Raw genomic sequence first — 16,890 nt, forward strand, 5'->3', positions numbered from 1 at the left:
TGAATGGAAAGATGGTGTTCGATTTTGTTCAAAGTCCCCATTTATGGAATTAGGAATTCGCAGTACGCCACGGGGTTGTGCATGGAAAAGATTGCTCTCACGCGCGAAAAGGAAACCCTCCTGATCACGCTCTACGCCAAGGCGCGGGAAAGCCTGCTGCCGGAATCCATCCTGAAGGACCGCCATGCGGCGGCTGCGGTTGGCCGCATCAACTACGACTTTTCCCGTCTGCGCATGCGGCGGGACGAGATGATCGGACTGGCGCTGCGGGCCCACACGCTGGACGGATGGGCCCGCGAATTCATCGCCGCCCATCCCGAGGCCACCGTGCTGCACCTGGGCTGCGGCCTGGACACCCGCGTGCAGCGTGTGGATCCGCCGCCCGGTATCGACTGGTACGAGGTCGACTATCCCGAGGTCATTGCGCTGCGCCGCAGCTTGTATCCGGCCCGGCCGGGCTGCACCCTGGTGGGTTCGCCCGTCACGGATCCGGAATGGCTGGCGCGGATACCCGCCGGCAGACCGACGCTGGTCGTGGCGGAAGGACTGTTCCTGTACCTGGCGGAAGACGCGCTGCTGCAATTGCTGCGCACGGTCACTGCAAAGTTTCCGTCGGGCGAGGTGGTGTTCGACTCCTACAACCGGCTGGGATTGACCTGGGTGGCGCACAACCGCATGATCCGTTCAACCGGCGCCGTCACGCGCTGGAGCCTGCGCAGCCCGCAGGCGCTGGAAGGGCAGGTGCCGGGTCTGAGGCTGCGCACCGAGCGCGGCGGTTACGAGTCGGACGACAGCAGGCAGCGGGCCCGCTATTCCTGGCCTGCGCAGGCGGCGCTATGGCTGATGCGCAGGGTGCGGCCCCTGGGCGGCATGACCCAGCTGCTGCGCTATCACTACTAGCTCAGTAGTGCGGCGGCAGTTCGTCGCGCAGGCTGCGGAAGGGGGCGGCGCCCTCGGGCGCCTGCTGGCGCAGGTCGGCGACCTCGCGCATGAGCCGGTCGATCTGCTGTTGCTGGCGGACGATGATCTGGTTCAACTGTTCCAGCAGGTCGTCCGCGAAGCTGGCCTTGACTTCAAGGTCCAGCAGCCGGCGTTCGATGTCTTGCGATTTATCCATGGCGGGTATTAGAACCGATTCCCGCGCACAGCTACAGGAGAGCGGTTTGGCGCAGCGGCGATGGCGGGACGGCGGGGCAAGGCGGCGGATGGCGGGCGCGGTCCTCGCGTTGGCGCCGGGCGCAGCCGCCTGGGCGCAGGAGCCGACGCTGCCCGCCGTGGTCGTGACCGGCACGCGCCTGGGCACGGTGGTCCTGGATACGCCGGCCTCGGTGGATGTGGTGGAGGGCGCGGCGGTGCGCCGGGGCCAGCCCGGCATCAATCTGTCGGAAGGCCTGGCCGGGGTGCCCGGCCTGCAGATCCAGAACCGCCAGAACTACGCGCAGGACCTGCAGATCTCCAGCCGCGGTTTCGGCGCGCGGTCCACCTTCGGCGTGCGCGGCGTGCGCCTGTACGTGGACGGCATACCGGCGACCATGCCGGACGGCCAGGGGCAGACCTCTAATATCGACATCGGCTCGATCGACCGCGTCGAGGTGCTGCGCGGCCCGTTCTCGGCGCTGTACGGCAATTCCTCCGGCGGCGTGATTCAGGTCTTTACCGAGGACGGCGCCGCCCCGCCCTCGGCCACGGTCAGCGGATGGGGCGGCAGCTACGGCACGTGGCGTTATGGGGCGCTGCTCAACGGGGCCACGGGCACGGGCGCCGGCGCACTGGACTACGTGCTGGACCTGTCGCGCTTCACCACCGATGGTTACCGCGACCACAGCGCCGCGCGCAAGAACCTGGGCAACGCGAAGCTGGGCCTGCAGCTGGACGATGCCAGCCGCCTGACCGTCATCGTCAACAGCGTGGACCTGAAGGCGCAGGACCCCTTGGGGCTCACTTACCAGCAGTTCCAGGACGACCCGCGCAGCGCGCCGCTGGCCCGGCAGTACAACACGCGCAAGACCGTGCGCCAGACGCAGGGCGGCGTGGTCTACGACCACCAGGTCGACGGCCGCAATGCGCTGCGCCTGATGGTCTATTACGGCCAGCGCGACACGACGCAGTACCAGTCGATTCCGCCTGCGGCGCAGCTGGCCCCCACGCAGGCGGGCGGCGTTATCGACCTGAAGCGCCAGTATGGCGGCGCGGACTTGCGCTGGACATCGGAACTGGATGTGGCGGGCCGGCCGCTTACCCTGATCGCCGGCTTTGCCTACGATTCCATGCGCGAAGACCGCAAGGGCTACCAGAACTTCGTCGGCGCGGGCGCCAGCCAGCAACTGGGCGTGCGGGGCGCGTTGCGCCGCGACGAGACCAACACGGTGTACAACGCCGATCCCTACGCGCAGGCGTCTTGGCGTTTCGCCGAACGCTGGACGCTGGACGCCGGCCTGCGCTGGAGCACGGTCCGCTTCGATTCCGACGACCACTACATCGCGCCGGGCAACGCCGACGACAGCGGCGGCGCCCGCTATCGCAAAGCCTTGCCGGTGGCCGCGTTGCGCTACGCCGTGAACGACGGCGTCAGCGTCTATGGCTCATACGGGCGGGGCTTCGAAACACCCACGCTCAACGAGATCTCGTACCGTCCGGATGGCCAGCCCGGCCTGAATTTCGGGCTGATGCCCGCGCTCAGCACCAACCTGGAAGCGGGCGTGAAAGCGCGCCTGGCCGGCGGACTGCTGACGGCCGCGGTGTTCCACACCCGCACCGATGACGAGATCGTCACGGCGGGCAGTTCGGGCGGACGCAGCAGTTTCCAGAACGCCGGCCGCACGCGGCGCGACGGCCTGGAACTGGGCTGGTCCGGCGAATTCGCGCGCCATTGGCGCACGCAACTGGCCTATACCCTGCTGAATGCGCGTTATTCGGACGACGGCCCCGGCGGCATCCGCGCCGGCAACAAGATCCCGGGCATCGCCCGTCAGGCGGCGTTCGCCTCGCTGGCCTGGGCGCCGCCGCAAGGCTGGCAGGCCTCGGTGGAAGGGCGCTACCTGAGCAAAATCTACGTCAACGACGCCAACGACGGAGACGCGCCCGGATACTTCGTTGCGGCGGCCAGCGTGGGCTACGTCAAGGTCGTGGGGCCGTGGGAGCTGAACGCGTACGCCCGCGTGGACAATATCTTCGACCGGCGCTATGCAGGCTCTGTCATCGTCAACGAAGCCAATGGACGCTATTACGAACCGGCGGCCGGGCGTAGCGCGGGGCTGGGGCTGGGCGCGACCTACCGGTTTTGAGGGTAGCAGACCGCGTGATCCTCGCAGCCTTCGCAGCCCGGCGCGGCGGCCACGGGCATTCCGGCGTGTTCGCGCGCCGAATACGCAAGGAATTTCTTCCATCGCAGGTTGTGGATATTGCGCGCCACCAGCCCCGGATAATGCCGCGCGAGCAGGGCGGTGACGTCTTCGCGGCCGGACAGGCCCAGGTCGCGCCACAGGTGGTCGGGCCGCAGACAGGCGTGCGCAAGAATGCTGGTGACCCATTGCGTAGTGTCCGGGCCGGGTGCGCGATAGGCGTCCAGCAGGACGCGCATCAACAGCGTGAAGCCGGGCTGAGGGTCTTTGAGGCCGTGTTCAACGTAGGCGGGGAATTGTTCGCGCAGCGCGGACAGCACGCTGTCGTGGCCGCCCAGCGCGCCGGGAAAGAGGCAGTCCGCCAGTTCCTGCAATTCGGCAGGCGCCAGGCCGCTGCGCGCCAGGTCTCCTTGCGCCAGGCTGGTGCCGATGACCGCGGCGAAAAAGCCCGCGTCGGGATGCACGGGAGGCGCATGGCGCAGCAGGGCGCGCGCAATCCGTTGGGCCCGGTCGGCGCTGTCGGCAGGGGCGGGCGTAAAGGGCGGCACGGAGGGAGTCAGCACGGCTTGCATGGCGGGATTGCGGCGGTCGCAAGGTAGTTAAACTGTTAACAAAGCGTTATGTTGTTGAATATATAACGAATGACTGCCCAGTTCTTGCCGTCGCGCTTGAAATCCGCGTCGGGACATACCCCAAGGGCGTGGGCCGGGCGGTATCATCAGCCTCCTTTATTCGCAGCACCCCATCGACGCATGCCGCGTAAATCCCCCCGTCCCGCAGTTTCCCGTCTGTTCGGCGCCGTCGTGCTGGCGCTGGCCGGCATGGCGGCGTCGCCGCCGCCCTCCGTCGCTTCCGACATCGGCGCCGTCATCGAGTCCATGCGGCTGTCCCGCTACCCGCTGCGCGAGCCTGAGCGCCGCGCCTGGGGCACGGAAAACGTCAAGGACGCCGTGCTGGTCGGGCAGATGGAGAACCGGCTGTACCTGTATCGCTACCTGCGCGAAGGCGGCAAGGCGTTTCGGCTGGACTTCCGCTCGCCGCCGCTGGTGATCGACCCCGCGCAGTGGAAGGCCGCGCGCCAGGAGAACGTGAGCGTCAGGGCGCCGCGCGGCGACGAGGCCTTCTACTGGGTCAGCTATCGCTACAACGACTCCAGCGACGACGAGGCGCAGGGCTTTCTCGTCGACAGCAAGGGCGAGGCGGCTACGGTGGCCGCAAACGCGCAGCGGGTGGTCATTACCAGTAGCCGGCCCTGGGACGAGGCCCGCCGCGCGGAGGCCCTGGCGACGCTGCGGCCAGCGCTGACGGACTACCCGACGCGCCTGAAGGCGTGGCCCGCCGACGTGCGCTTCGAGCACCAGGCGGCGCTGGACGTGACGGCCACCTTTCGCTCCTTGCATCAGGTGGCGCGCGCCATCCCGCGCGCCAAGCCGGCCGAGTTCGGCCGCGCCCTGGCCGATCTGCGCCGCTTCGTGATGGAGCAGGACTACCGCGAGATCGACCCCGAGGGCAAGGATCCGGCAATGCTGACGGCCCTGAACGACTACGGTTTCTGGCTGGCCGAGTCGGGCGACGCGGCGCAGGCGGACCGCATTCTCAGCGACGTGCTGCGGCGCGATCCCGGCCGCGCCGCGGCCTATCTGAACCGCGCCGACGCGCGCTGGACGCGGGCCGCCACGGCGGGCGAAAAGCGCGGCTACTTCGAAGCGCTGGCGCGCGAGGACTACCGGCTGTATTGCAGCCGCCGGATCGCGGCAGACGCGCCGATTCCCGCCAACATCGCTGCCCGCATCGGTACGGCGCTGAACGAAAAGACCCTGGGCGCCGACGCCTGCCGGCCGCGGCTTGCGATCTTCAAGGCGATCGCCGCGGACGACCTGGACGCCGTGCGCGCCGAACTGGCGGCCGGGCAGGACCCCAATGGCGTCAATGAAAACGGCACGTCTGCGCTGGCCGCCGCCGTGTCGCGCAAGCAGATCGAAACCGTGCGGGCATTGCTGGACGCGGGCGCCAAGGCCGACGGCCCCAACAATGGCTTCGTGTTGGTGGCCAGCGCGCTGCCTGACGCCAAGGACACGCGGCCGGCAGCTGAGCGCTATGCGCTGGCGGACATGCTGATCGCGGCGGGCGCGCCGCTGGACGCCCTGGACTCCAGCGGCACGACCTTGCTGATGCGGCGCGTTTCCTACTACAGCGAAGACAAGGACAACCTGTCCTACCTGCTGGACAAGGGCGCCAACCCGAATGCGGGCGAGAAGAAGGGCCGCACGCCGCTGCACGCCGCGCTGCGGAACCCGAAGAATTTCTGGTTCGCTGAAAAGCTGCTGGCCAAGGGCGCGGACATCAACGCCGCCTATATCCTCATGTATTACGGCAGCAGCCCCTTGTGGGAAACGCCGCTTCTGGAAGCGCTGCGCGAATCGCCTTCCGGGTCGCTCACGCCTACGTCGCAGTACGCGGTGCCGGCTCGCGTGACGTTCGCGCTGGCCCATGGCGCGGATTCCGCCGTGGGCGGCTTTGCCGCGGGCAAGGCGGTCGAGCGCAACGGTCTGAACGAAGGACTGTCGCTGGCGGTCCGCTACCTGCGGCCGGAACTGGTGGACCAATTGGCGCAGGCCGCCGGCAAACCGCAGGCGCCATTGACGACGGAAGCGCTGACGAGCCTCCTGAGAATCTGGAACGACGTTGAAGCCCGCGCGGCAGCCGGCAAGAACGGGCCGGAATGGGACGGCCAGCGCGCCCGGCTGCGCGCCACGGCCGATCGCCTGCTGGCCGCCGGCGTGCCGCTGACGGACACGGGCGACGCCACGGGCCTGCGGCGCAACCGCATCGCGCCGCTGAGCCTGCCATGGCTGCCCGACGACCTTTACGAGGCCTGGCTGAAGGCGGGCGCGGACCCTTCCGACCGCAGCGATCCGGATTTCCGCATCGAGGGCGTCGCGGCGCCGGACGTGCTGCCGCTGGTCACGATGCTGAACCTGGGCAAGGAATCCAAGGCCAGGATGCTGCTGGCGCACAGCGCTGGCCTGGCGCGCACGCCGGCCCGCTGCGGCATGGCGGTGGCGGATGTGCTGGCCTGGCAGTTGGGCAACAGCGGCCCGGTCAGCCCGATGGGCGCCGGCGCCGTGAAGCAGGTGCTGGAAGCGGCGGCTGACGCTGCCAGCTGCGACCTGCGGCAGACGTCGCGCGTGCAGCCGTTTATCGGCGTCAGCGCGGCCGAACTGGCGCGGCGCGCAAATGTGGATCTGGCCGCGCCCGCGGCGGGCCGCTAGGCGGGCAGGAAGGTATTCCGGCGCCCGCCGGACAGATAGCCGCTCCAAAAAAAAATCAGGCGCCCGAAGGCGCCTGATTTTTTTGCTTCAACGGCTGACCGTCATTACATGGCGTGACCCATGTTGACGTTCATGTTGTACAGCACCCAGGCCGACCCGCCGACGATGATGGCGATGATCATCACGGTGAAGACAAACGTGGCCAGGTTGTCGCGGGCCGATTTCGAAGCGCCCATGTGCAGGAAGTACACCAGCTGCACCAGCAGCTGGAGCACGCACAGCGCCACCACGCCGATGACCGTGGCGGTGTGGGACAGCGCGCCGTACATCACCAGGCCGAAGGAGCCGAAGGTGAGCAGCAGCGAGAGCGCGAAACCGATGATGTAGGACTTCAGGCTGCCGTGGTCGGCGGCGTGATCGTCGTGGCCGTGTGCGGCCGCAGCGGAGTGCGACATCAGAGGGCTCCCAGAAGGTAGACAAAGGTGAAGACGCAGATCCAGACGATGTCCAGGAAGTGCCAGAACAGGCTCAGGCACGCCAGGCGACGCTTGTTGATCGAGTCCAGGCCATGGCGGCGGATCATGTCGAGCATGACGATGATCCAGATCAGGCCGAACGTGACGTGCAGGCCGTGCGTGCCGATCAGCGTGAAGAACGCCGACAGGTAAGCACTGCGGCCCGGACCGGCGCCGATGCTGATCAGGTGATGGAATTCATAGATTTCCATCGCGATGAAGCCCGCGCCGAACAGGAACGTGACCATGAGCCAGCCCATGGCGCGGCTCTTGTTGTTGGCGTGGACGTTCAGGTTGGCCATGCCGAACGTGAAGCTGGACACCAGCAGCAGCAGGGTTTCGACCAGAACGAACTTCAGGTCGAACAGTTCCTTGCCGGTGGGGCCGCCCGCGGTGGCGTTGGACAACACCGCGAACGTGGCGAACAGCACCGAGAAGATCAGCAAGTCGCTCATCAGATAGACCCAGAAACCGAAAACGGTCTTGGATCCATCGTCGTGATGCGCGTGATCGTCGTGACCCGCGTGGGGGTGAGTGGCTACGGCTTGAATCATGGCTCAGGCGGCCTTCTGCATTTTGTCAAAGTGAGCGTTTTCGATGCGTTCGACTTCCGCGGCCGGGACCCAGTAGTCGACGTCGCGGTCATAGGCGCGAACGATGAACGAACCGACCATGCCCACGAAACCGACGATCGACAGCCACCAGATGTGCCAGATCAGCGCAAAGCACATGACCAGGCCAAAGGCGCCGATCCAGACGCCGGCGGCGGTGTTCTTCGGCATGTGGATGTCTTCGTACTTGGCCGGGCGCTTGTACGCCTTGCCGCTTTGCTTGTCTTCCCAGAACTGGTCCAGTTCATCGACATGAGGAACGTGGGCGAAGTTGTAGAAAGGAGCGGGCGAAGAGATCGACCATTCCAGGGTGCGGGCATCCCAGGGATCGCCGGTGACGTCCTGGTTTTGCTTGCGCTGGCGCACGGACACGAACACTTGCTGCAGCAGGAACCAGATGCCCAGCATGATCAGCGCGGCGCCGGCCAGCGCGACCAGCAGGTACGGCTGCCATTCGGGGTTGTCGTAGTGGTTCAGGCGGCGCGTCATGCCCTTGAAGCCCAGCACGTACAGCGGCATGAAGGCCAGGAAGAAGCCGACGAACCAGCAGTAGAACGAGTAGCGGCCCAGACGCTCGTTCAGCGTGAAGCCGAACGCCTTCGGGAACCAGTAGATCATGCCGGCAATGCAGCCGAACACCACGCCACCGATGATGGTGTTGTGGAAGTGGGCGATCAGGAACAGGCTGTTGTGCAGCACGAACGACACGCCGGGGATGGCCAGCATCACGCCGGTCATGCCGCCGATGACGAACACGATCATGAAGCCCAGGGTCCACAGCACCGGCGTGGTGATGCGCAGGCGGCCGCGGTAGATGGTGAACAGCCAGTTGAAAATCTTGGCCCCGGTCGGGATCGAGATAATCATTGTCGCTATGCCGAAGAAGGCATTGACGTTGGCGCCGGCGCCCATGGTGAAGAAGTGGTGCAGCCAGACCAGGAACGACAGCACGCCGATGGCGGCCGTGGCGTAGACCATGGACTTGTAGCCGAACAGCGTCTTGCGGGCGAAGGTGGCAACGATTTCCGAGTACACGCCGAACGCCGGGAGCACCAGGATGTAGACCTCGGGGTGGCCCCAGATCCAGATCAGGTTCACGTACATCATGACGTTGCCGCCACCATCGTTCGTGAAGAAGTGCGTGCCCAGGTAGCGGTCCATCGTCAGCAGCGCCAGCGTCGCGGCCAGCACGGGGAAGGCGGCGACGATCAGGACGTTGGTGACCAGCGAGGTCCAGGTGAAGATCGGCATCTTCATCAGGGTCATGCCAGGCGCACGCATGCGCAGGATGGTCACGATGAAGTTGATGCCGCTAAGCGTTGTGCCCAGCCCGGAGATCTGCAGCGCCCAGAGGTAGTAGTCCACCCCTACGCTTGGACTGTAGTCCAGCCCGGACAGCGGCGGATACGCGAGCCAGCCGGTCGCGGCGAATTCGCCCACGAACAGCGAGATCATCATCAGCGCGACGCCGGCGCCGAACAGCCAGAAGCTCAGCGAGTTCAGGAACGGGTAGGCCACGTCGCGGGCGCCGATCTGCAGCGGCACCACGATGTTCATCAGCCCGGTGATGAAGGGCATCGCCATGAAGAAAATCATGATGACGCCGTGGGCGGTGAAGATCTGGTCGTAGTGGTGCGGGGGCAGGAACCCGGCCGAGTCCGCTGACGCGACGGCAAGCTGGGTACGCATCATGATGGCGTCGGCAAAGCCGCGCAGCAGCATGATCAGCGCGACGATGATGTACATCACGCCGATGCGCTTGTGGTCGACGGACGTGAGCCATTCCGTCCAGAGGTACTTCCACTTCTTGAAGTAGGTGATGGCGCCGAAGACCGCTAGGCCTCCCAGGCACACGGCGGCCAGCGTAACCATGACGATAGGTTCATGGTACGGAATGGCCTCGAGGGTAAGTTTCCCGAGCATTGTTAGTTGATTCCTGCGATCAGATTATTCGACGTGGAGGTGCACGTGGCGGAGTCCACGCCGGCCATCTTGGTCATCGTGCTGCCCAGAATGAAATCGAACATGGCGGGCGGCGCCGACGAGTACTTCACGACCGGGTTGCGCTCGCTGCGCTTGGTCAGTTCCGCGTAGACCTCGGGGGTCAGGGCGGAGGGGGCAGCCTTGGCTTCCTTGACCCAGTTGTCGAACCCTTCCTGCGACATGGCGTGGGCCTTGAAACGCATGCCCGAGAAGCCGCCGCCGCTGTAGTTGGCCGAAATGCCGGCATAGGTGCCGATTTCGCGCGCGTTCAGGTGCAGCTTGGTCTCCATGCCGGCCATCGAGTAGATCTGGCTGCCGAGCTGGGGAATGAAGAACGAGTTCATGACCGAGGCCGAAGTGATCCGGAAGTTGACCGGAACGTCCACGGGGAACGCGATCTCGTTGACCGTAGCGATGTTCTGCTCGGGGTAGATGAACAGCCACTTCCAATCCAGCGAAACCACCTCGATGGTCACCGGCTTGTGTTCGGAAACGAGCGGCTTGTAGGGATCCAGCGCGTGCGTGGAGCGCCAGGTGATCACGGCAAGAATCGCCACGATGATACAAGGGACGGTCCAGACCACGATTTCGATCGCCGTGGAGTGGGCCCACTTGGGCTGGTAGTCAGCCTTGGTGTTGGAAGCGCGGTACTTCCAGGCAAACGCCACGATCATGAAGAGAACCGGGATCACGACGATGAGCATGAGCCCGGTCGCCGTCAGCAGCAACGTCTTTTCCTGGATGCCGATATCTCCCTTGGGGGAGAGGATTTCCATGTTGCAGCCGCCAAGCAGCATGACCGCGCCGACGCCAAAAATGCGCGTAAGGGTCGCAAGGAGGGGGTGTTTCACGTACAGCCTTGGATGGAAGGTGGGAAATGCTGCAGAGCAGCAGACTGGAATGCTGCTAGGCAGCAACCTCCATCCTATCGGCTTGATCTTGGTCAAGCGTGCGACGAATGGTCGCATTGCCTGGGAGAAATCCGCCCCAAGGGACGCGGATTCAGGGTTTTCCTAGGGGGAAGAAGCCCCTGGGAGAGGGGTGGGGGTGCGACGATATGTCGCACTTGCACACAGGGGTGTTGTAAAGATGTGTCGCACCCGCACAAATCAGTCGACGAGGACCTCGCGTTCCGGCCCCGGTTTTTTGGCCAGTTTGCGCTGGAGCGAGCGCCGGTGCATGCCCAAGAGGCGCGCGGCCGCGGAAACATTGCCGCCGGTCTCGTGCAGGGCCTGGTGGATGTGCTCCCATTCTAGGCGGTGCAACGGCGTCATGGTCGTTTCGATCGTAACCGTTTCCGGCTTCACCAAACCCAGCGTGCGCAGAATCATCGGCGCCGTGGCGGGCTTGGGCAGGTAGTCGTCCGCGCCGCGCTTGATGGCTTCGACCGCCGTGGCCACGCTGGCGTAGCCGGTGACCAGCAGAATCCGCATGTCCTCGCGCAGGGCGCGCAGGGGACGGATCAGGGTCAGGCCGGAATCTTCGCCCAGGCGCAGGTCCACCAGGGCGAAGGCGGGGCGGATCTCCTCGGCCACGCGCAGCGCCTCGGCGATGCCGGTGGCGGTCCGGGTTTCCAGGCCGCGGCGCGACAGGCTGCGCTGCAGGGTGCGCACATAGAGTTCGTCGTCGTCGATCAGGAGGCCTAGGTCGTCAGCTTTCATCACATTGAAGTCCCGGGGTTGCCGAGGGGCAGGTAGAAGCGGATGCGGGTGCCGCCGCCGTCGGCCGCGGTCATGGTCATTTCGCCGCCCATCTGTTCGACGGTGGCGTGCGACAGCGCCAGGCCCACGCCCAGCCCTCCCGGCTTGCCGCTGTTGAACAGGCTGGTGGCGGGCAGCAGGGTCTGGTCGGGGTCGAAGCCGCGCCCGTAGTCCCGGACTTCGCCGCGCAGCGCGCCATAGCCATATTCCAGATGCAAGTGCACGCGGGGGGCTTCGGCGGCTTCGCCGGCGTCCGCCGCGTTGTTGAGCAAGGCCTGCAGCAGGTGGGCGATGGCCGGATCCACCCGCAGGCTGGCGGGCAGGGCGCCGGAGCGCTGCAGGTCGATGGTCGGCCGGATCAGGCGCCACTGGCCCACTACGCGGACCAGGTCCACGGCAGTTGGGACCGCCAGGTTGCGGATGCGTTCCCGGCACAGGGCCAGAAGCTGGCTCAGCGTGGTCACGTCGGCCCGCAGGTCTTCGTCGTCGTGGACCTCGGCGGCGATCTCGTCGGTCAGCAGCGTCATGGTGGCCAGCGGGGTGTTCAGCTCGTGCGCCATGGCGGCCGCGTGGGTCGCCAGGGCGACGATGCCCTCATTGCGGGTGAAGCGCTCGCGCAGGCGGGCCAGTTCGCGTTCGCGGGCGCGCAGGTCCGACGCCAGCCGGGTCGAGAACACCAGCACCACCACGACTGAAATCAGGAAGTTGGCGCCCATCCCCCACAAAAGCAGATTGTGGGTGTCGACGTCGCCCCGCAGGGGCTGTCCGAAGATGGCGGCGGCGGCGTATCCCAGCACGCCCGCCAGCGCGGCGGCCAGGGCCCAGTTGCGCGGCAGCGCCAGGGCCGCCAGCGCGGTCAGGATCAGGAACATCGTGCCGAACGGATTGCTGATGCCGCCGCTCCAGCTCACCATCCAGGCCAGCACGGCCATATCGACGAACAGGTGGCCGAACGCCGTCGCGTGGGAGAGGTCGCGGGGGCGCCGCAGCCGCAGGCTGGCGTAGACATTGAAGCCGATCAGCAGGCCCACGCCCAGCCACAGCGGTTCCAGCGGCAGGTCCAGGCCCAGCACGCTGCTGGCCAGCAGGATGGTGGCGGCCTGGCCCGCGATGGCGAGCCAGCGCAGGCTGCAGAGGGTACGCAGGAATGAAAAGGCGGAACTACCGGGCATATCCAGACACAGAGGCGCCGGCCAGCCAGCCGGCAGTTACGGGCGCCCGGCTGCGCGGAACGCTGGCATCCGATGCGCGGCGGGAGTGGCCGGCAGCCGCCTGGCCGGGTGGGCGCGGGCGGCGGGATGTGCTGGCATTGTATGGTGAATCGGGGCGGGATGCTGGCCGGAAGGGACGTTATGCGTCCCTTAAATTCGCCGGCATCCGGCGTGGTCGCCGCCCTTCCTCTCTCTATATATATAGGTCAGTGGCCGTGGCCGTGGCCGGCGGCGGGCGCGGCGGCCGCGTTCAGCGGACGGGCCACCGCGTCCACGGGCACGCGCCGTTGCTGGCGCGAGGCGTCTTCCACGACCAGCGTGAGCTGCACGTGGTCGCCCGGCGCGATCTGCCCGGCCAGGTCGATCAGCATGACGTGGTAGCCGCCGGGCTTGAGTTCGACAGCCTGGCCGGCGGGCAGGTCGATGCCCGGCACCTGGCGCATCTTCATGACGTTGTCCTGCATCGCCATTTCATGCACCTCCACGTGTTTGGCCGCCTGAGACTCTACGGCGACCAGCCGGCCCGGCGCCGCGGATGTCAGGCGCATGAAGACGCCCGTCGCATGCTGGTTGGGCACGGTGGCGCGCACCCAGGCGTCCTGCACGGACAGGCCGGCATCCTGGGCCAGGACGGAATGGCTGAAGCCGGCCAGCGCCAGCGCGAAGACGGCGGCCAGGGGTTTGATCGAGATCTTGTTCATGATGGTTTCCTTTGCGTGGTTCAAAGCACGGTGCGCAGGTCTTGCGCGCATTCCTGTGCGGTCTGCTGATGGCGCAAGGCGATGCGCAGCTTGCCTTCGGCGTCGATGACGTAGGTCAGCGCGGTGTGGTCCATGGTGTAGGACGAGCCGGTCGGCACCTTCTGATAGAAGACCTTGAAGGACTGGGCCGCGGCGCGGGTCTGTTCCTCGGTGCCGCGCAGGCCGACAAAGCCCGGATCGAAGGCCTGGGTATAGGCGCGCAGGATTTCGGGCGTGTCGCGCTCGGGATCGACGCTGATGAACAGGATGCGCAGTTTTTCGGCGTCCTTGCCCAACAGGCTCTTGATCTCGACGGCGCGCGTGAGCGCCGTCGGGCAGATGTCGGGGCATTGCGTGAACCCGAAGAACAGCATGACCGGATGTCCGCGGTAGTCGGCCAGCCTGCGTTCGCGGCCGTCCGTGTCCTGCAGCAGGAAATCGCCGGCAGGCATGCCGGACAGGTCCATGCCATTGAGGGGCGGAGCATCCTGGCCGCAGCCGGCCAGGGCCAGCAGGGCAAGGGAGGACAACAGCAGGCGGCGCCGCGGATCCGGTGCGGCGGCGTGCGTCGCGCCGTGGGGCGCGCGCGGGAAGAGGGAATGCATGGGGACCTCTGGATGACGTGTCGGCAGGGCGCGGCGTTGCCGCGCGGCGGCGGGCGACGCGCGCCGGTCTCCATTAGGGAGTCAGCGCGGGCGAGCCCGGGACGAAGTCAAGCCAGAGGCGGCGGAGCGCGCGAACCCAGCGGCGGCCCCTGGGCGGGCTGCGCGGGCAGGGCGCGATGGGTGGGTGGCGGCGGCGCATGGCCCGCCGCCGCCACCAGCAGGGGCGTGGCCGCGGGCGCGGGGGCGGGTGCGACATGCGCGAGCAGGCCGAAGGGGCATAGCGCGCCGGCGCTGGCTGCGTCGTGCCTGTCCTTGCCGTTGTCGTCGGACGCCATCCCCACGCTCAGGACGGACAGGTCGCCCGCCGCGGAGCAAAAGGTCACCTGGAGCCGGCCATCGTGCAGTGCGCCGGCATCGGGCATGTAGCCCGCCGGCACCAGCGCACGCAGCGTCAGCGCCACAAGCGCCAGCCACAGCACGCCCTCGGCGCGCAGGGCGCGCAGCGTGTGCAGGAGGCGGGTCGGATGCGGCATGCAGGCATTCTATGCCAAGCGTTCCCAAATTCTTGGTACCCTTAAACGCACTTCGTTCCGACACGCCACCCAGTGCCCCAGGTTTCAGAGCTTTCCTTGTCCGTTCCGACCTTGCCCGTCCCGACCTTGTCCGTTTCGAACCTGTCCGCTCCCGGCCGGGGCCGCGCGGGGGCCTATGCCCGTTTGTGGCGGGGCGTGCTGATGGCGGCGCTGCTGGTGCTGTTGTCCGCCTGCGGCACCACCAAGGTCCAGCCCGGCTACTACCGGGTCCAGTCGGGCGACACGCTCTATCAGATTGCGCGCAAGCAAGGCACCAGCGTCGGCGACCTGGTCCGATGGAACAAGCTGTCCAATTCCAATTCGATCGAAGTCGGCCAGGTGCTGCGCGTCGAACCGCCCGCGGGCCAGGCGCGCACTTCTACACCCAGAAAGGCGAGCAGCAAGCCGGCGCCGGCGCCGCGCGCCACCGCGTCCTCCGGCAAGCGGCGCACGGCGCCGCCGGGCGCGATCTCGCTGGTCTGGCCCGCGCAGGGCAAGGTCACGCGCGGCTACGACGGATCCGGTTCGAACGGCATCGTCATCAGCAATTCCGCCGGCACGCCGGTCGTGTCCGCAGCGCCGGGCACGGTGGCCTATTCGGGCAGCGGTCTGCGCGGCTACGGCCATCTGGTCATCGTCAAGCACAACGCCAGCTTCCTCAGCATCTATGCGCATAACAGCAAGCTGCTGGTCAAGGAAGGGCAACGTGTCTCGCAGGGGCAGAAGATCGCCGAAATGGGCAACAGCGACAGCAAGCAGGTGGGGCTGTACTTTGAATTGCGCTATGACGGCCAGGCGGTCGATCCGGCGGGGTCCCTGCCGCCGAAGTAGCGCAGGGCCGGCGCCCGGCGCTACAGCGCCGCTTCCTGCGTCAGCGTCGAGATGAACGCGGCGGTGCGCGGGTCGGCCGGTTGCGTGAACACCGTCCGGGAGTCGCCGGCTTCAACCACCACGCCGTCCAGCAGGAACACCACTTCGCGCGAGACGCTGGCGGCCAGGCGCAGGTCGTGCGTGGCCATCAGCATGGTCATGCCTTCGGCGGCAAGCTGGCGCAGCACGTCCACCACTTCGGCGGCCAGGCCCGGATCCAGCGCCGACGTGGGTTCGTCGCACAGCAGCACGCGCGGCGCGGGCGCCAGCGCGCGGGCGATCGCCACGCGCTGCTGCTGGCCGCCCGACAGGTTGGCGGGCCAGGCGTCAGCCTTTTCCAGCATGCCGACCTTGCGCAGCAGTTCTTCCGCCCTCGCGCGGGCGCGGTCGGCGGGCCACTTCTGCACCGTCACCAGGCCTTCCATCACATTGCCGATCACGGTCTGGTGCGGGAACAGTTGGAAGTTCTGGAACACCATGCCGGTCTGCATCCGCACGCGCTGGACCTGCTCGCGCGACAGCTTGCGGCCGGGCTGGAAGTCCACTGTTTCGGGTCCGATTTCCAGCAGGCCGCGATCGGGGACCTCAAGCAGGTTCACGCACCGCAGCAGGGTGCTCTTGCCGCTGCCGGACGGTCCGATCAGGGCGGTGACACTGCCTTCGGCGATCTGCACATCCACCTGCTTGAGCACGGGATTGCCGCCGAACGCCTTTTCGATTTTTTCCAGGCGGATCATCGGGTCTTCTCGCTAAACACTGCATGCTGGCCGAAGCGCCGCTCCAGGCGCACCTGGGCCGCGGACAGGACGGAACTGAACACCAGGTAGATCAGCGCGGCCTCGGTGTAGAGGATCAGCGGCTCATACGTGACGGCGGCGATGCGCTGCGCGGCCTGGAAGATCTCGGGCACGGTCAGCACCGCGGCCAGGGAGGTGTCCTTGACCAGCGCGATGAAGGAATTGGACAGCGGCGGCACGGCCACGCGCGCCGCCTGCGGCAGGATGGTGCGGCGCAGGGCCTGGCCGCGCGTCATGCTCAGCGAGTAGGCGGCTTCCCATTGGCCCTTGGTGATGGATTCGATGGCGCCGCGGATCACCTCGGAGTTGTAGGCGCCCACGTTCAGCGTAAAACCGATCAGCGCGGCGGGCAGCGGGTCCAGCACGATGCCCACGCTGGGCAGGCCGTAGAAGATCACGAACAGCTGCACCAGCAGCGGCGTGCCGCGGATGAGCCAGACATAGAAGCGCACCAGCGCCACCAGCGGCGCGGGGCCGAACAGGCGGATCAGCGCCACCACGAAGGCGAGCGCCAGGCCCAGCGCAAACGACATCAGCGTCAGCGGCACGGTGAAGACCAGGCCGGCGTGCAGCAGCGGCCAGAACGAGTCCGCCATGAGCTGCAACCAGGCCGGCACCGACCATTCGCCTATCTTCGCCAGCAGCCAGTCGGGCAGGACGGTGTGCAGCCAGG

General features: G+C 67.0%; 17 protein-coding genes. 4 read left to right on the forward strand and 13 right to left on the reverse strand.

What is annotated here, in order from left to right; translation table 11 throughout:
- The first annotated feature begins 81 nt into the window (after positions 1-81).
- A complete protein-coding gene (locus tag KYC_RS23940; protein ID WP_043519155.1) occupies positions 82-900 on the forward strand; it encodes a class I SAM-dependent methyltransferase in 819 nt (272 codons plus the stop codon).
- Position 901: 1 nt separating this feature from the next.
- On the opposite strand, the gene KYC_RS23945 is transcribed toward KYC_RS23940, so the two are convergent.
- Positions 902-1,117 (reverse strand): SlyX family protein, encoded by a 216-nt coding sequence (locus tag KYC_RS23945; RefSeq protein ID WP_008167310.1) that lies wholly within the window; start codon positions 1,115-1,117, stop codon positions 902-904.
- An 88-nt stretch (positions 1,118-1,205) separates the two neighbouring features.
- Here KYC_RS23945 and KYC_RS23950 point away from each other — a divergent pair, with 88 nt between their 5' ends.
- On the forward strand, positions 1,206-3,284 hold the full coding sequence (locus tag KYC_RS23950) for a TonB-dependent receptor (protein WP_008167312.1): 2,079 nt from the start codon (positions 1,206-1,208) through the stop codon (positions 3,282-3,284).
- Here the strand turns inward: KYC_RS23950 and KYC_RS23955 are convergent.
- Positions 3,272-3,913 carry a nitrogen fixation protein NifQ gene (locus KYC_RS23955; protein ID WP_008167313.1) on the reverse strand — a complete coding sequence of 214 codons (642 nt, stop codon included), beginning with the start codon at positions 3,911-3,913 and terminating at the stop codon, positions 3,272-3,274. The genes KYC_RS23950 and KYC_RS23955 overlap by 13 nt on opposite strands.
- 180 nt (positions 3,914-4,093) lie before the next feature.
- Between KYC_RS23955 and KYC_RS23960 the strand changes: the two genes are divergently transcribed.
- Positions 4,094-6,613 (forward strand): ankyrin repeat domain-containing protein, encoded by a 2,520-nt coding sequence (locus KYC_RS23960; protein WP_050814934.1) that lies wholly within the window; start codon positions 4,094-4,096, stop codon positions 6,611-6,613.
- 104 nt (positions 6,614-6,717) lie between these two features.
- On the opposite strand, the gene cyoD is transcribed toward KYC_RS23960, so the two are convergent.
- The 9 genes from cyoD to KYC_RS24005 form a co-directional block, all read right to left on the reverse strand.
- Complete coding sequence (cyoD, locus tag KYC_RS23965; protein WP_008167315.1) at positions 6,718-7,068, reverse strand: cytochrome o ubiquinol oxidase subunit IV; 351 nt, start codon at positions 7,066-7,068, stop codon at positions 6,718-6,720.
- Positions 7,068-7,682 carry a cytochrome o ubiquinol oxidase subunit III gene (gene cyoC, locus KYC_RS23970; protein WP_008167316.1) on the reverse strand — a complete coding sequence of 205 codons (615 nt, stop codon included), beginning with the start codon at positions 7,680-7,682 and terminating at the stop codon, positions 7,068-7,070. Before cyoC ends, cyoD begins: the two co-directional genes overlap by 1 nt.
- 3 nt (positions 7,683-7,685) lie before the next feature.
- The gene (cyoB, locus tag KYC_RS23975; protein ID WP_008167317.1) at positions 7,686-9,662 is read right to left on the reverse strand and encodes a cytochrome o ubiquinol oxidase subunit I; all 1,977 of its coding nucleotides are present in this window, start codon (positions 9,660-9,662) and stop codon (positions 7,686-7,688) included.
- Between the two features lie 2 nt (positions 9,663-9,664).
- Positions 9,665-10,573 carry a ubiquinol oxidase subunit II gene (gene cyoA, locus KYC_RS23980; protein ID WP_008167318.1) on the reverse strand — a complete coding sequence of 303 codons (909 nt, stop codon included), beginning with the start codon at positions 10,571-10,573 and terminating at the stop codon, positions 9,665-9,667.
- Between the two features lie 258 nt (positions 10,574-10,831).
- Positions 10,832-11,383 carry a response regulator transcription factor gene (locus KYC_RS23985; RefSeq protein WP_008167320.1) on the reverse strand — a complete coding sequence of 184 codons (552 nt, stop codon included), beginning with the start codon at positions 11,381-11,383 and terminating at the stop codon, positions 10,832-10,834.
- Positions 11,383-12,594, reverse strand: coding sequence for an ATP-binding protein (locus KYC_RS23990; RefSeq protein ID WP_008167321.1), 1,212 nt, complete (start codon positions 12,592-12,594; stop codon positions 11,383-11,385). The genes KYC_RS23985 and KYC_RS23990 overlap by 1 nt, the downstream gene beginning before the upstream one ends.
- A gap of 245 nt (positions 12,595-12,839) precedes the next feature.
- Positions 12,840-13,334, reverse strand: a complete 495-nt coding sequence (locus KYC_RS23995) for a copper chaperone PCu(A)C (RefSeq protein ID WP_008167322.1) — start codon at positions 13,332-13,334, stop codon at positions 12,840-12,842.
- Between the two features lie 20 nt (positions 13,335-13,354).
- The gene (locus KYC_RS24000; RefSeq protein ID WP_008167324.1) at positions 13,355-13,978 is read right to left on the reverse strand and encodes an SCO family protein; all 624 of its coding nucleotides are present in this window, start codon (positions 13,976-13,978) and stop codon (positions 13,355-13,357) included.
- A 107-nt stretch (positions 13,979-14,085) separates the two neighbouring features.
- A complete protein-coding gene (locus KYC_RS24005) occupies positions 14,086-14,511 on the reverse strand; it encodes a DUF2946 family protein (protein ID WP_008167326.1) in 426 nt (141 codons plus the stop codon).
- A gap of 201 nt (positions 14,512-14,712) precedes the next feature.
- On the opposite strand from KYC_RS24005, the gene KYC_RS24010 reads away from it, so the two are divergent.
- On the forward strand, positions 14,713-15,381 hold the full coding sequence (locus KYC_RS24010; RefSeq protein ID WP_008167328.1) for a peptidoglycan DD-metalloendopeptidase family protein: 669 nt from the start codon (positions 14,713-14,715) through the stop codon (positions 15,379-15,381).
- Positions 15,382-15,401: 20 nt separating this feature from the next.
- On the opposite strand, the gene KYC_RS24015 is transcribed toward KYC_RS24010, so the two are convergent.
- Positions 15,402-16,157, reverse strand: coding sequence for an amino acid ABC transporter ATP-binding protein (locus KYC_RS24015; protein ID WP_008167330.1), 756 nt, complete (start codon positions 16,155-16,157; stop codon positions 15,402-15,404).
- Complete coding sequence (locus KYC_RS24020; RefSeq protein ID WP_008167331.1) at positions 16,154-16,834, reverse strand: ABC transporter permease subunit; 681 nt, start codon at positions 16,832-16,834, stop codon at positions 16,154-16,156. Before KYC_RS24020 ends, KYC_RS24015 begins: the two co-directional genes overlap by 4 nt.
- Positions 16,835-16,890 lie beyond the last annotated feature (56 nt).

Origin of the sequence: Achromobacter arsenitoxydans SY8 (assembly GCF_000236785.1) — a bacterium.
GTDB classification, from domain to species: domain Bacteria; phylum Pseudomonadota; class Gammaproteobacteria; order Burkholderiales; family Burkholderiaceae_B; genus Achromobacter; species Achromobacter arsenitoxydans.

What these genes read in the sequence shown, in the direction of transcription:
- KYC_RS23940 (WP_043519155.1), top strand. Translation starts at nt 82, where the DNA reads ATGGAAAAGATTGCTCTCACGCGCGAAAAGGAAACCCTCCTGATCACG.
- KYC_RS23945 (WP_008167310.1), bottom strand. Translation starts at nt 1,117, where the DNA reads ATGGATAAATCGCAAGACATCGAACGCCGGCTGCTGGACCTTGAAGTC.
- KYC_RS23950 (WP_008167312.1), top strand. Translation starts at nt 1,206, where the DNA reads ATGGCGGGCGCGGTCCTCGCGTTGGCGCCGGGCGCAGCCGCCTGGGCG.
- KYC_RS23955 (WP_008167313.1), bottom strand. Translation starts at nt 3,913, where the DNA reads ATGCAAGCCGTGCTGACTCCCTCCGTGCCGCCCTTTACGCCCGCCCCT.
- KYC_RS23960 (WP_050814934.1), top strand. Translation starts at nt 4,094, where the DNA reads ATGCCGCGTAAATCCCCCCGTCCCGCAGTTTCCCGTCTGTTCGGCGCC.
- cyoD (WP_008167315.1), bottom strand. Translation starts at nt 7,068, where the DNA reads ATGTCGCACTCCGCTGCGGCCGCACACGGCCACGACGATCACGCCGCC.
- cyoC (WP_008167316.1), bottom strand. Translation starts at nt 7,682, where the DNA reads ATGATTCAAGCCGTAGCCACTCACCCCCACGCGGGTCACGACGATCAC.
- cyoB (WP_008167317.1), bottom strand. Translation starts at nt 9,662, where the DNA reads ATGCTCGGGAAACTTACCCTCGAGGCCATTCCGTACCATGAACCTATC.
- KYC_RS23985 (WP_008167320.1), bottom strand. Translation starts at nt 11,383, where the DNA reads ATGAAAGCTGACGACCTAGGCCTCCTGATCGACGACGACGAACTCTAT.
- KYC_RS23990 (WP_008167321.1), bottom strand. Translation starts at nt 12,594, where the DNA reads ATGCCCGGTAGTTCCGCCTTTTCATTCCTGCGTACCCTCTGCAGCCTG.
- KYC_RS23995 (WP_008167322.1), bottom strand. Translation starts at nt 13,334, where the DNA reads ATGAACAAGATCTCGATCAAACCCCTGGCCGCCGTCTTCGCGCTGGCG.
- KYC_RS24000 (WP_008167324.1), bottom strand. Translation starts at nt 13,978, where the DNA reads ATGCATTCCCTCTTCCCGCGCGCGCCCCACGGCGCGACGCACGCCGCC.
- KYC_RS24005 (WP_008167326.1), bottom strand. Translation starts at nt 14,511, where the DNA reads ATGCCGCATCCGACCCGCCTCCTGCACACGCTGCGCGCCCTGCGCGCC.
- KYC_RS24010 (WP_008167328.1), top strand. Translation starts at nt 14,713, where the DNA reads ATGGCGGCGCTGCTGGTGCTGTTGTCCGCCTGCGGCACCACCAAGGTC.
- KYC_RS24015 (WP_008167330.1), bottom strand. Translation starts at nt 16,157, where the DNA reads ATGATCCGCCTGGAAAAAATCGAAAAGGCGTTCGGCGGCAATCCCGTG.